Genomic DNA, 11961 nt, shown 5'->3' with positions numbered 1-11961 from the left:
AGGGTGACGCAAAAGCTGGTCATGGGCGTTCTCGGGGCATTTGTTCTTGTGGATAACGCGCTCGCGTTCCCTCGGGAAATCCTTGCGCCATCTGTGATGGGGCAAGGGCTGGCCGCCTTTCCAGCCGCTCCCTGCGCGAGCCGCCCGACTCTAGCAACCGGGGGTGCCGGGCAGAACCCTGCAAAGGGTCAAAAAGGGATCGAAATGGCCAAATTGGCTGTCAGGGTCACCCGGCGCGCACCGCCACGCCGGGTGACCTACGGGTCATTTCTTCAGCTTGGTCCAGACCTTGGAGCGCAGTTGCAGTGCCTTGGGCGAGCACAGCTTGAAGGGCTTCAGACGATCCAGCTTGTCCGCCGGGGTGTTGATCGCCGGGTCGTCGAACAGCTCCTTGTCCATGTACTTGTCCGAGCCTTCGATCGCGTTGTTGTACTTGGCGAAGTTGGAGGCCAGGGCGATGTTCTCAGGCTGCATCATCCAGTTCAGGAAGGCGTGGGCCTCCTTGATGTTGGTGGCGTCCTTGGGAATGGTCAGGTTGTCGATGAACAGGCGCACGCCTTCCTTGGGATAGACGTAGACCAGGCTGGCGCGCTGGGCGTGGGCGCGGTGGAAGGCGCCGTTCCATTGCTGGTGCATGGAAACTTCGCCGGCGGCCATGCGCTCGATGGTGCCGTCGCTGTTGTACATGGCCAGCATCGGTTTCTGCTTGAGCAGCAGGTCCTGGATCTTCGCCGCCTCTTTCGGGTCCTCGGTGCACTCGTCGATGCCCAGGTAGTAGGACGCCGGGGCGTACAGTTCTTCGATGGAGTTGAGCGCCACCACCTTGCCTTTCAGCTCGGCCGGCGGCTCGAAGAACGGCTTCCAGCTCTCGTCCAGCTTGCCGCCGGGAACCTTGGCGCTGTCGTAGCTGTAGCCGGTGGTGCCCCACAGGTAGGGCACGGAGTAGTCGTGGCCCGGGTCGTAGGTCAGGGTCTTGAACTTGTCCTTCAGGTTCGCCAGGTTCGGCAGCTGCGACTTGTCGAGCTTCTGCAGCAGGCCTTCCTTGACGAAGATCTCGATGAAGCTGTCCGACGGCACGACCACGTCGTAGGCGCCGCCGCCGGCCTTGAGCTTGGCCAGCAGGGTTTCGTTGCTGTCGTAGGAGTCCAGGGTGGCGTGGATGCCGGTGTCCTTCTCGAACTTCTTCAGCAGTTCCGGCGGGAAGTAGTCGGACCAGTTGGCGAAGTGCAGGGTGCCGTCGGCATGGGCGCTGCCGGCCAGCAACAGGCTGGCGGCGACGAGCGCGCGGGCGATGGGGGTACGGCGGAATTTCATCGGTGAAGCTCCTTGCAATGTTGTTTTGTTTGGCGGCAGGAGGTCAGCGGCGACGCTGGCCGACGTAGTACGACAACGCAACGAACGCGATGGAAATCAACAGTATTATTGAAGATATGGCGTTGATCTTCGGGGAAATCCCCATTCGGATGGAACTGAAGATGTACACCGGCAGGGTGGTGGCCCCGGCACCGGCGACGAAGTAGGTGATGACGAAGTCGTCCATCGAGATGATGAACGCCAGCATCGCCCCCGACACGATCCCCGGCGTCAGCAGGGGGAAGGTCACCTTCCAGAAGGTCTTCCACGGCGAGGCATAGAGGTCCGCCGCCGCTTCCGCCAGCCGCGGGTCCATGCCTTCGAGACGGGCGCGGATCGGCAGATAGGCGAAGGGAATGCAGAACACGATGTGCGCCAGCAGGATGGTGAACAGCGACAGCTTCAGGCCGATGAAGGCGAAGAACATCAGGGTCGCCACCGCGGTGACGATCTCCGGCACCAGCAGCGGCAGGCCCAGCACGCCACTCATCAGCGTCTGCCCACGGAACGAGCGGCCGCGCATGCCAAGCGCAGCCAGCGTGGCCAGGGTGGTGGCGACGACGGTGGCCAGGGTCGCGACGATCAGCGAGTTCTTCGCGGCGCGAAGGATCTCCGGGTCGTCCGCCACCACCGAGTACCACTTCAGGCTGAAGCTTTCCCACAGCGTCGCCGACTGGCCACTGTTGAAGCTCAGCACCACCAGCACGAAGATCGGGATGTAGAGGAAGGCGAAGAACAGCCAGGCGGCGGGCCGGACCCCGGTGAACCGCCAGAGCGGGTTGGCCGACTTCATGGATGACCTCCCGACGCGCCCTGTTTGAATCGCATGCTGTAGATCATCATCGCCAGCAGCACGAAGGCCAGCAGGGCGAAGGACAGCGCCGCGCCGAACGGCCAGTTGTGCGCCGTGCCGAACTGCAGCTGGATCAGGTTGCCGATCATCAGCGACTTACCGCCCCCGAGCAGCTCGGGAATGATGTAACTGCCCAGCGAAGGGATGAACACCAGGATGCAGCCGGCGACGATGCCGGGCATGGCCAGTGGGATGATGATTCTTTTGAGGGCCTTCCAGCGGTTGGCGCCCAGGTCGAAGGCCGCTTCCACCAGGCGCCAGTCCATCTTCTCAAGGCTGGTGTAGATGGGCAGGACCATGAACGGCAGGTAGGTGTAGAGCAGACCGATGATCACCGCGTTGTCGGTGTAGAGGATGCCCAGGGATGCGTCCGAGAAGCCCAGCCCGTGCAGGCCTTCGTCGATCAGCCCGCCGTTGCGCAGCAGCAGCATCCAGGCGTAGACCCGCACCAGCAGGTTGGTCCAGAACGGCACCGTAACCAGGAACAGCAGCAGGTTGCGTCGGCGTTCGTCCTGCAGCGCCAGGTACAGCGCGGTGGGGAAGCCGATCAGCACGCAGCCCAGGGTGGTCAGGATCGATAGCCAGAACGAGCGCTGGAAGATGCCCAGGTAGTCGGCGTTGAAGGCCAGGCTGTCGTCCAGGTCGCGTTCCCAGAGGAAGTTGATGTAGGCCTCGACGGTGTGTTGGCCCCATTTCACGCCGCCGTAGTCCCCCGGTGCCTGGATCGACACGGCGAACATGATGCCCAGCGGCAGGACGAGGAACACCACCAGCATGATCATCGCCGGGCTGGTCAGGGCCAGGCGATTGAACAGCGACTTTCGTTCCGCCAGTGCGCGCAGTGTACTCATTCGGCCAGCACCCGGATGGCGGTGGCGGGAATGCGGACCCGCACCCGCGCGCCGGGCGCGTGGGTGGAAAGGGCGCCGTCGCGGTTCTGCTGACGGACCCGGAAGCCGCCCTGACCGGCGACATTGAGGTGGTACACGGTGTCGGTGCCGACGTAGACGATGTTCTCGACCACGCCTTCGAGCTGGCCATCCTGCGCAAGCTCGGTGCGCTCCGGGCGGATCGCCAGGGTTACCTTGCCGGGCAGAGTGGTGGCGGCCGGCAGCAGCTGACCGTCGGCCAGGCGCACGCTGTCACCGCTGGATTCGCCCTCGAGGAAGTTGGTCTCGCCGATGAAGTCGGCCACCAGACGGTTGACCGGCGCCTCGTAGATCTCGGTGGGCGTGCCGATCTGCATGACCTTGCCGCGACTCATTACCGCGATGCGGTCGGACATGGTGAGCGCTTCTTCCTGGTCATGGGTGACGAAGATGAAGGTGATGCCGGTTTCGTGCTGCAGGCGCTTGAGCTCGATCTGCATTTCCTTGCGCAGCTTGAGGTCCAGCGCGGAAAGCGATTCGTCGAGCAGCAGTACCTTGGGTCGGCTGGCCAGGGCGCGGGCCAGGGCGATGCGCTGTTGCTGGCCGCCGGAGAGCTGGTCGGCGCGGCGCTTGCCGACGTCGGGCAGGCGCACCAGGTCGAGCATCTTCTGCACGGTGGCGTCGATGTCGCTGCGCTGCTTGCCCTGCATTTCCAGGCCGAAGGCGATGTTCTCCGCCACCGTCATGTGGGGGAACAGGGCGTAGCTCTGGAAGACGGTATTGACCGGGCGGCGGAAGGGCGGGAGGCCTTCCATCGCGTCGCCGTAAAGGCGAATGCTGCCGGAGGAGGGTTGTTCGAAGCCGGCGATCAGTCGCAGCAAGGTGGTCTTGCCGCAGCCCGATGGGCCGAGGAGGGTGAAGAATTCGTTGGCGCGGATTTCCAGTGACACATCGTCCAGGGCTTTGAGGCCTTGTCCGGGTGTACCGAACTCCATGCATATCCGCTCGATGGTGATCGCGCTGGTCATGCTTGTACCATGCAGTTAAGCAGTTGTTATTGTTGAGGTTTTACGGTTTCTAAGACCGTTTCACCTAGCTGCGGATTGATAATGACCAAGCGCCGGGATACGCAGAACGATAGATCAGGCCAATAAGGGATAAATCAGGCCAAGTTGAAAATGCGCTCTGCCATGCTGGATTTCGGGCGTCAGCGGGATGTCGTTTCGAGAGGTCTCGGCGCGGTGGCATGAGGGGATGATCGAGCATCAGCCCCGATACAAACTCGGGCTCGCCCCGCTCCAGCGCTGGAAGGCATGGCGGAAACTGGCCGTCTCGCTGTAGCCCAGCTGTTCGGCGATCAGGTAGATCGGCAGGTCGGTGTCCTTGAGCAACTGCCGCGCGCGGTCGAAGCGCACCTCGTCGAGCACCTGTTGATAGCTGGTGTTCTGCTGCTGCAGGTGCCTCCGCAGGGTGCGGGTGGAGCGGTGCAGGTGGCGCGCCACGGTGTCCAGGCTGGCGGTGTCCTGCAGGTGGCTCGCAAGGTGCTGGCGCAACTGGTCGAGCACATCGCCACGGGCGCTGAGCACCCCGCTCATGCGCAGGCACTGCTGCACGCCGTTGTGGCAACTGACCGGATCGGCCAGCGGCAGCGGCCGGTCCAGCAGCGCCGGACTGAAGCACAATGCACTGGTGGGGGCGCCGAAATCCACCGGGCAACCCAGGCGCTCGGTGTAGGTTTCCGCGTGCAGTGGCGGCCGATAGGCCAGCAACAGCCGCCGAGGGCGCACCGACTCGCCGAGCAGGTCGCGGATCACCGTCAGCAGCGAAGTCAGGCACAGTTCGGTGTTGAACACCGTCAGCTCCGGCGCGTAGCGGTAGCCGTCGGCGGTCAGGTGGACCTCGTCTCCCTGCGGCGTCAGCGCCAGGCGGAAGTAGGTGCCGAGCAGCTCAGGGAACGACAGCGCCAGTTGCAGCGCATCGCGCAGGGTGCGGCTGGCGAGCATGCTGTACCCGAGGATGCCGTAAGCCGAGACGTGCATGCGCAGGCCGAGATACAGACCCAGCGCCGGGTCGTGGTGGCAGTTAAGGGCGTTAGCGAAGACCCGCAGCTCCTGCGCGTGGGTGATCAGCTTCTCCGGCGTCAGCAGGTCCGCCTCGACTATGCCGCTGCCCTCCAGCAGCTTCGGGCGCGGCACGCCGGCGTGGTGCAGCACCTCGGTCGCCAGTACCACCGTGTGCAGGGTCGCTTGCTGGCGTTGTTCGGGAAGCAGGTGCTGGGCCATCGATACGCCTCTTGCAGTCGTTTGCAAAAGAAACACAGGACAGTCTTGCGCTAACCTGACTCTAGCCTGCCCGCAGCGGATGATGGTCCTTAAGTTTGGCTTCAGGCGCTGCTGTCACTCTGCCACGCCATCCCCACCCCGAGTCCTCCATGCGCCGTCTGCTCAAACCCCGTCGCCTGTTCCTGCTGCTGGCGCTGCTCACCCTGGCCGCGCTGTTCGCGCTGGGCCAGAGCTTCCGGGTCTACGAGCGCGCCTGGTTCAAGTTCAACGAGTGGCGCCACGCTGCGCAGTGGCAGGAACAGTCCCTCTGGCTGCCCGACTACCGCGTGGTCCTGGAGGCGCAGCCCATCGTGGGGCTGGAGGACAACGTCTCGGCGCTGACCTACGACCCGGACCGGCAGACCCTGTTCACCGTCACCAACAAGCAGAACGAGCTGGTCGAACTGTCGCTGGAGGGCAAGGTGCTGCGCAGGATCGCCTTGCATGGCTTCGGCGATACCGAAGCCATCGAGTACATCAGTCGCAACGTCTATGTGATCACCGACGAGACCCACCAGCGCCTGCTGCGAGTGGAGCTGCGCGACGACACGAAGGAACTGCACGCCGAAGACGCCCAGCAGCTCGCCCTGGCCCTGGGGCGCGGCGGGAACAGCGGTTTCGAGGGGTTGGCCTACGACTCGCAGGGCAAGCGCCTGTTCGTCGCCAAGGAGCGCAACCCGGTGCATATCTACGAGGTGCGCGGCTTCCCCTACGAGCAGTCTGAGCAACCCATCGCGGTGCATGTGGTGGAAGACCTCGAGCACAACCGCAACCTGTTCGTCCGCGACCTTTCCAGCCTGCAGTACGACGAGCGCAGCGGGCACCTGCTGGCGCTGTCCGACGAGTCCCGGCTGGTGTTGGAGCTGAGCGCCAATGGCGAGCCGATCAGCTCGCTGTCGCTGCTGCGCGGCATGCAGGGTTTGCGGCGCAGCGTGCCGCAGGCCGAGGGCATCGCCATGGACGACCAGGGCACGCTTTACCTGGTCAGCGAGCCCAATCTCTTCTATGTGTTCAAGAAGCGCGAGGCGCACTGAAGGCGCCTCGCTCTCCGGCGCTCAGAACTGCCACTGCACGCCGAGGGAATAGGACGCCTGGCTGCCTTCGCTGTGGGCGAAGCGCGAGTTGGCCTCGGCGAACACGCCCAATTGCTCGGTGACTGCCAGCAGGGCACCGAGCTGGGCGCGGCCGAAGTCCTTGTCCACGTCGCCCAGATCGGCGACGCGGGTGCGGCCATCGCCCAGGGCGGTTAGCGCGATGTCGTCCAGGCGCCCGTCGGCCAGCTCCTTCACCCAGCGCACGCTGGCGTAGGGCTGCACGGCCATGCGGTTGCCCAACGGCAGCTCACCGCGCAGGCCCCAGCCGAGGCTGGCTTCGACCGAGTCGTAGTCCTGCTTCTCGTAGCCCAGCGCAGTACGCAGGTCGTCGTCCTCATTGAAGTCGTCGATACGGTAGTGCACGAAGTCCAGCCCGCCCTGCGGCCCGGTCTTGATGCCAGCGATGTCGAAGTCGTAGCCGCCGTCGGCCCGCGCGCCCCAGAACCAGGCGTTGGTGTCGCCGTCGATGCGCTGGTCGAGCAGCACCGGGCCGTTGTTCGCCTTCAGGTATACCGAGCGCTTGCTGTCGAAGTCGGCGTAGCCGGCGCTCAGCTCGCCGCCCAGCCAGGCAGCACCGCCATCGTTGAGCAGGCCGTAGAGCCCCAGTTGCCAGGTTTCCGCTTCCAGGCGGGCGCTGTGGTCGAGGTAGTCGCGGCTGCGCTGGAAGCTCAGGCTGCCGCCGACGGTCACCGCCTCGCTGGCGCGGTAGTCGCCCAGCAGGTTGACGCCGGCACGGTGGGAACGCGGGTCGCCGGGCATGTCGAAGCCGCTTTCGGGGGTGGTCTCACCTTCCACGCCGACGGCGCCGTCGAAGCTGCCGACCGGGCGCGAGCTGCCCAGCAGCGTCAGCCAGCGGCGGTCGTGAAGGCGGGTCAGGGCCAGGTGCTGGCGTTGCAGCTGGTCTTCCATCTGCCGTGCCATGGCGCCGCCAGAGGCGGTGGAGGCAAGCAGGTCGGCGTTGGTCAGTTCCAGCACCAGGCGCGTGAGCAGGCGCGAAAAGTCGCGCAGGCGCTGGTCGATGCGCTCCTGGCCGAAGGCGCCAGTGAGCACCTGCTCGTTGTCCAGCGCCGGGTTGTGCCAGGTGGCGCCGCCGGGGATGGCGGGGTTGTCGGTCTGCTCGTAGCCGTCGAGATCGCCCAGCTCCCAGTTGGTGGCCTCGATGAACAGGACCGGGACGTTCAGGTCCTCGAAGCTTTCGCCGTCACTGCAGCAACCGGTACCGGCAGGGTATTCCTCGTTGAGGCCGGGGTTGGTGAACAGCGGGATCTTCAGTTCCTGGGCGATGCGCAGGAGCTGGTCGCGGTAGGCGCCCAGCGCGGGGTTGTCGACGCTGTTGAGGCCGGCGTGGGCGTACATCTTGTCGCCGGTGATCAGGCTGTCGAGGTTGATCATGCCCAGCAGGTTGCTGCGCTGTTCGTCGCTGAGGGAGGCGACGTAGGCGCGCGAACCGCGCAGGCCTTCCTCCTCGGCGCCGAAGCCGACCACTTCCAGCCCGTTTTCCAAGGCGACGCCACCCAGGTTGCGGGCGATTTCGGTCAGCACGGCGGCGCCCGAGCCGTTGTCGTCCAGGCCCTGCAGGGTGGGGCGGCCGTAGTAGGTGTCGTAGTGGGCGCCCAGTACCACGTACTGGCCGCTGCTGCCCGGGGCGCTGGCAATGACGTTCTGCGAGCTGCGGTTGCCGGCCCAGGTGAAATCCTGGACCTGCGTCTGGTAGCCGGAGCCCAGGCGCGACTGCATCAGCGCGGTGGCGCCGGCGAAGCTGGCGGTGCCGCGGTAGCGGCCGGGGTAATCGTTGATCAGGGAGTCGAGGGTGTCCCCGGCATATTCCCCGTATTCGTAGGCGTTGGCGTCGGTTGCCAGCGCAGCGCAGCCCAGGCTGACCGCAACGGCTAAGGGTCTGAACACGGCACTTTCCTCTGTGTCGATTGGAATCGCATCGGTCTTCGATGCGTGCGCCGGAGGAAAGCAGGATGTGGACCGGTTCGCCGGAGATGGGCGGAATTTGACGCGTCAGTGACCGCGGGTGTCGCGCCACTGTAACAATGGTGATACACGACCGGCGGTAAGGCCGGCCGTGCTGAGCGGGCGTGCGGGAGCACTCACCGAAACGGTGCGCTGTCAGGTGTCGTCGCTGATCGGTGCTTCGGCTGCGTAACGCTTGACCGCCGCCACGCCGGTATCGGCGGTGGCCTTGCTGGCGTACATCTGGCTCTGCCCGACGACCTGGCCGTTGGTGGCCTTGAGCACGAAGTAGTGCTTGCCGTTGGCGGCGACCTTGACCTCGAAGGCGCCTTCGCGCTGGGAGTTCTTGCGCACCGACTCGATGCCGTCGATGGCCGAGGTCTTGGCCTTGTACAGCTCGCTGGTCAGGACGATCTCGCCGTTGCTGGCGTGCAGGTTGAAGTGGAACTGGCCATCACTGGCCTTCTTCAGATGGTACTTGGCGGCCATGCTGCATCTCCTTCCGGGAGGGTTGGGTCATCCCAGCGTAGACGGCAGCAGGCGCTCTGGAAGGCGCCATCCGGCGGATGGCGCCTTGAGGCGTCAGACCTTGAGGGTCTTCACACCTTCGGCGGTACCCAGCAGCAGCAGGTCGGCCGGGCGCGCGGCGAACAGGCCGTTGGTGACCACGCCGACGATGTTGTTGATCGCCTCTTCCAGCTGTACCGGGCTGTCGATGCGCAGGTTGTGCACGTCGAGGATGATGTTGCCGTTGTCGGTCAGCACGCCCTCGCGGTACACCGGGTCGCCGCCCAGCTTCACCAGTTGGCGCGCCACGTGGCTGCGGGCCATGGGGATGACTTCCACCGGCAGCGGGAAGCCGCCGAGCATCGGCACCAGCTTGCTGGCGTCGGCGATGCAGATGAATTCCCTGGCGACCGCGGCGACGATCTTTTCGCGGGTCAGCGCGGCGCCGCCGCCCTTGATCAGTTCCAGGCGCTCGTTGGTCTCGTCGGCGCCGTCCACGTAGAACTCCAGCTCGCTGACGGTGTTCAGGTCGTAGACCGGGATGCCGTGGCCCTTCAGGCGCTGGGCAGTGGCTTCGGAGCTGGCCACGGCGCCGTCGAACTCGGCCTTGTGCTTGGCCAGCAGGTCGATGAAGAAGTTGGCGGTGGAGCCGGTGCCCACGCCGACGATGCTCTTGCTGTCGAGGTGCGGAAGGATGTGGTCGACGGCGGCCTGGGCCACAGCCTGCTTGAGCTGATCCTGGTTCATGGCGAGGGTCTTCTTACCTGGATGGGCGCAACGGCGCCGGAGAATAGTCGAAAGGGCGGATTATAGCGGTCGACGGCGCGCCGGTGTTGCGCCGCCGGGCAACTGTTATGGTCATCTGCGCGCGGATTGTTCGGTGGCCCGCGTCGCGCCGGCTGGAGTAGACTCGCGGTTCCTCGAAAAGCCGCCGATATAGCCCTTCCGATGCTCGAACACTACGTCAAGAAGATCCTCACCTCGCGTGTCTACGACGTTGCCGTGGAAACGCCCCTGCAGCCCGCCCGCCAACTCTCCGAGCGCCTGGGCAACCAGATTCTGCTGAAACGCGAAGACCTGCAGCCGGTGTTCTCCTTCAAGATTCGCGGCGCCTACAACAAGCTGGCGCAGCTGAGCCCGGAAGAACTCGCCCGCGGCGTCGTCACCGCGTCCGCTGGCAACCATGCCCAGGGCGTGGCGCTGGCCGCCCGCGAGCTGGGTATCAAGGCCACCATCGTGATGCCGCGCACCACGCCGGAGCTGAAGGTCCAGGGCGTACGCGCCCGTGGCGGCAAGGCCGTGCTGCACGGTGACGCCTTCCCCGACGCGCTGGCGCACTCGCTGAAGCTGGTGGAAGAGAAGGGCTACGTCTACATCCACCCCTACGACGATCCGGACGTGATCGCCGGCCAGGGGACCGTGGCCATGGAAATCCTTCGCCAGAATCCCGGCCGCATCGACGCGATCTTCGTGCCCGTCGGCGGCGGCGGCCTGATCGCCGGCATTGCTGCGTACGTGAAGTACCTGCGCCCGGAGATCAAGGTCATCGGCGTCGAGCCGGACGACTCCAACTGCCTGCAGGCCGCCATGGCCGCCGGCGAGCGCGTGGTGCTCGGCCAGGTCGGTCTGTTCGCCGACGGCGTCGCCGTGGCGCAGATCGGCAAGCACAACTTCGAGCTGTGCAAGGACCATGTCGATGAAGTGATCACCGTCAGCACCGACGAAATCTGCGCCGCGATCAAGGACATCTACGACGACACCCGCTCGATCACCGAGCCGGCCGGCGCGCTGGCGGTAGCCGGAATCAAGAAGTACGTCGAGCGCGAAGGCGTGAAGGGCGAGACCCTGGTCGCCATCGACTCGGGCGCCAACATCAACTTCGACCGCCTGCGCCACGTGGCCGAACGTGCGGAGCTGGGCGAGAAGCGCGAAGCGATCATCGCGGTGACCATCCCCGAACGTCCGGGTAGCTTCAAGGCCTTCTGCGAGGCCATCGGCAAGCGCCAGATCACCGAGTTCAACTACCGCTACAACACCAACAGCGAAGCGCACATCTTCGTCGGCGTGCAGACGCACCCGGAGAACGACCCGCGCGCGGCACTGGTGCAGCAGTTGCAGGAGCAGGGCTTCCCGGTACTGGACCTGACCGACAACGAACTGGCCAAGCTGCACATCCGCCACATGGTCGGCGGCCATTCGCCGCGGGTCTCCGGCGAGCAGGTGTTCCGCTTCGAGTTCCCCGAACGTCCCGGCGCGCTGTTCAACTTCCTCAACCGCCTGGGCGGGCGCTGGAACATCACCCTGTTCCACTACCGCAACCACGGCGCGGCCGATGGGCGCGTAGTGGCGGGCCTGCAGGTACCGGAAGACGAACGCCACCTGGTGGCGGCCGCGCTGGAAGAGATCGGCTACCCCTACTGGGACGAGACGGACAACCCGGCCTACCGCCTGTTCCTCGGCTGAGGATCGGGCCGGGGCGGCGCGACTGCTGCTAGGCTTGTCGCAACGCCGCCTTCTTCACAGGGAATTGAAATGGAAAGCCTGCAGACCTTCCGCATCCTCCACGGCATCGCCGCGGTGCTGCCGTTCCTGGCCATCATCGGCCTGGCCTGGTACGGCTGGCGCAGCTGGCGTGGCGGCGACGCCGGGGTGATCGCCAAGGCGCTGCAGCGCATCGGCCTGATCGGCTGGGTGCTGGTAGCCGGTAGCGTCGCCAGCCTGCCGGTCACCGGCTACCGCATGGTGCAGACTGTCGGCTGGCCTCTGGGGCAGACCTGGCTGCTGGGCAGCGCCTGCCTGCTGATCGTCGCGACTATCTTCTGGCTGCTGTTCACCACCCGCCTGTGGCGCATCCGCGACCTGGCGCTGGTGGCGCAGAGCAGTGGCGAGCCGATTTCTGCCGGCGCCGCGCGGCAGTGGAAGTTCGGCCTGGCTTTCTTCGTGCTGGCGCTACTGTGCGTAGTTGCGATCCTGGTGCTGATGATCAGCAAGCCGGTGTGATG

Annotated in this window: 11 protein-coding genes; 3 read left to right on the top strand and 8 right to left on the bottom strand. The window is 65.5% G+C overall.

The window, feature by feature from the left end; genetic code table 11:
* Positions 1 to 264: 264 nt before the first annotated feature.
* From IB275_RS29065 to IB275_RS29045, 5 genes are all read right to left on the bottom strand, one after another.
* A complete protein-coding gene (locus IB275_RS29065; RefSeq protein WP_081515260.1) occupies positions 265 to 1314 on the bottom strand; it encodes an ABC transporter substrate-binding protein in 1050 nt (349 codons plus the stop codon).
* 43 nt (positions 1315 to 1357) lie between these two features.
* On the bottom strand, positions 1358 to 2146 hold the full coding sequence (locus IB275_RS29060; protein WP_045215587.1) for an ABC transporter permease: 789 nt from the start codon (positions 2144 to 2146) through the stop codon (positions 1358 to 1360).
* The gene (locus IB275_RS29055) at positions 2143 to 3057 is read right to left on the bottom strand and encodes an ABC transporter permease (RefSeq protein ID WP_081515261.1); all 915 of its coding nucleotides are present in this window, start codon (positions 3055 to 3057) and stop codon (positions 2143 to 2145) included. Before IB275_RS29055 ends, IB275_RS29060 begins: the two co-directional genes overlap by 4 nt.
* Positions 3054 to 4103, bottom strand: a complete 1050-nt coding sequence (locus IB275_RS29050; RefSeq protein ID WP_081515262.1) for an ABC transporter ATP-binding protein — start codon at positions 4101 to 4103, stop codon at positions 3054 to 3056. Before IB275_RS29050 ends, IB275_RS29055 begins: the two co-directional genes overlap by 4 nt.
* A gap of 237 nt (positions 4104 to 4340) precedes the next feature.
* Positions 4341 to 5357 carry an AraC family transcriptional regulator gene (locus IB275_RS29045; protein WP_192293450.1) on the bottom strand — a complete coding sequence of 339 codons (1017 nt, stop codon included), beginning with the start codon at positions 5355 to 5357 and terminating at the stop codon, positions 4341 to 4343.
* Between the two features lie 149 nt (positions 5358 to 5506).
* On the opposite strand from IB275_RS29045, the gene IB275_RS29040 reads away from it, so the two are divergent.
* Positions 5507 to 6430: an SdiA-regulated domain-containing protein gene (locus IB275_RS29040; RefSeq protein WP_192293448.1), complete on the top strand. Its 924-nt coding sequence runs from the start codon at positions 5507 to 5509 to the stop codon at positions 6428 to 6430.
* A 21-nt stretch (positions 6431 to 6451) separates the two neighbouring features.
* Here IB275_RS29040 and IB275_RS29035 read toward each other — a convergent pair whose 3' ends face one another.
* From IB275_RS29035 to rpiA, 3 genes are all read right to left on the bottom strand, one after another.
* Positions 6452 to 8395: an autotransporter outer membrane beta-barrel domain-containing protein gene (locus tag IB275_RS29035; RefSeq protein WP_192293446.1), complete on the bottom strand. Its 1944-nt coding sequence runs from the start codon at positions 8393 to 8395 to the stop codon at positions 6452 to 6454.
* A 213-nt stretch (positions 8396 to 8608) separates the two neighbouring features.
* Complete coding sequence (locus IB275_RS29030; protein WP_192293443.1) at positions 8609 to 8941, bottom strand: YegP family protein; 333 nt, start codon at positions 8939 to 8941, stop codon at positions 8609 to 8611.
* Positions 8942 to 9034: 93 nt separating this feature from the next.
* The gene (gene rpiA / locus IB275_RS29025; RefSeq protein ID WP_081515267.1) at positions 9035 to 9706 is read right to left on the bottom strand and encodes a ribose-5-phosphate isomerase RpiA; all 672 of its coding nucleotides are present in this window, start codon (positions 9704 to 9706) and stop codon (positions 9035 to 9037) included.
* A 201-nt stretch (positions 9707 to 9907) separates the two neighbouring features.
* Between rpiA and ilvA the strand changes: the two genes are divergently transcribed.
* Together ilvA and IB275_RS29015 are read left to right on the top strand one after the other, a co-directional pair.
* Positions 9908 to 11422, top strand: coding sequence for a threonine ammonia-lyase, biosynthetic (gene ilvA / locus IB275_RS29020; protein WP_494514420.1), 1515 nt, complete (start codon positions 9908 to 9910; stop codon positions 11420 to 11422).
* A 69-nt stretch (positions 11423 to 11491) separates the two neighbouring features.
* Positions 11492 to 11959 (top strand): DUF2269 domain-containing protein, encoded by a 468-nt coding sequence (locus IB275_RS29015; protein ID WP_192293441.1) that lies wholly within the window; start codon positions 11492 to 11494, stop codon positions 11957 to 11959.
* The last annotated feature ends 2 nt before the right edge of the window (positions 11960 to 11961 follow it).

The sequence above is a fragment of the Pseudomonas sp. PDM21 genome, assembly GCF_014852505.2.
Taxonomy (GTDB): Bacteria; Pseudomonadota; Gammaproteobacteria; order Pseudomonadales; family Pseudomonadaceae; genus Pseudomonas.
This window is presented reverse-complemented; position numbering and strand designations above follow the sequence as displayed.

Bases quoted from the DNA above. Each gene is read 5' to 3' on its own strand.
- IB275_RS29065 (WP_081515260.1), bottom strand. From the start codon at position 1,314: ATGAAATTCCGCCGTACCCCCATCGCCCGCGCGCTCGTCGCCGCCAGC.
- IB275_RS29060 (WP_045215587.1), bottom strand. From the start codon at position 2,146: ATGAAGTCGGCCAACCCGCTCTGGCGGTTCACCGGGGTCCGGCCCGCC.
- IB275_RS29055 (WP_081515261.1), bottom strand. From the start codon at position 3,057: ATGAGTACACTGCGCGCACTGGCGGAACGAAAGTCGCTGTTCAATCGC.
- IB275_RS29050 (WP_081515262.1), bottom strand. From the start codon at position 4,103: ATGACCAGCGCGATCACCATCGAGCGGATATGCATGGAGTTCGGTACA.
- IB275_RS29045 (WP_192293450.1), bottom strand. From the start codon at position 5,357: ATGGCCCAGCACCTGCTTCCCGAACAACGCCAGCAAGCGACCCTGCAC.
- IB275_RS29040 (WP_192293448.1), top strand. From the start codon at position 5,507: ATGCGCCGTCTGCTCAAACCCCGTCGCCTGTTCCTGCTGCTGGCGCTG.
- IB275_RS29030 (WP_192293443.1), bottom strand. From the start codon at position 8,941: ATGGCCGCCAAGTACCATCTGAAGAAGGCCAGTGATGGCCAGTTCCAC.
- rpiA (WP_081515267.1), bottom strand. From the start codon at position 9,706: ATGAACCAGGATCAGCTCAAGCAGGCTGTGGCCCAGGCCGCCGTCGAC.
- ilvA (WP_494514420.1), top strand. From the start codon at position 9,908: ATGCTCGAACACTACGTCAAGAAGATCCTCACCTCGCGTGTCTACGAC.
- IB275_RS29015 (WP_192293441.1), top strand. From the start codon at position 11,492: ATGGAAAGCCTGCAGACCTTCCGCATCCTCCACGGCATCGCCGCGGTG.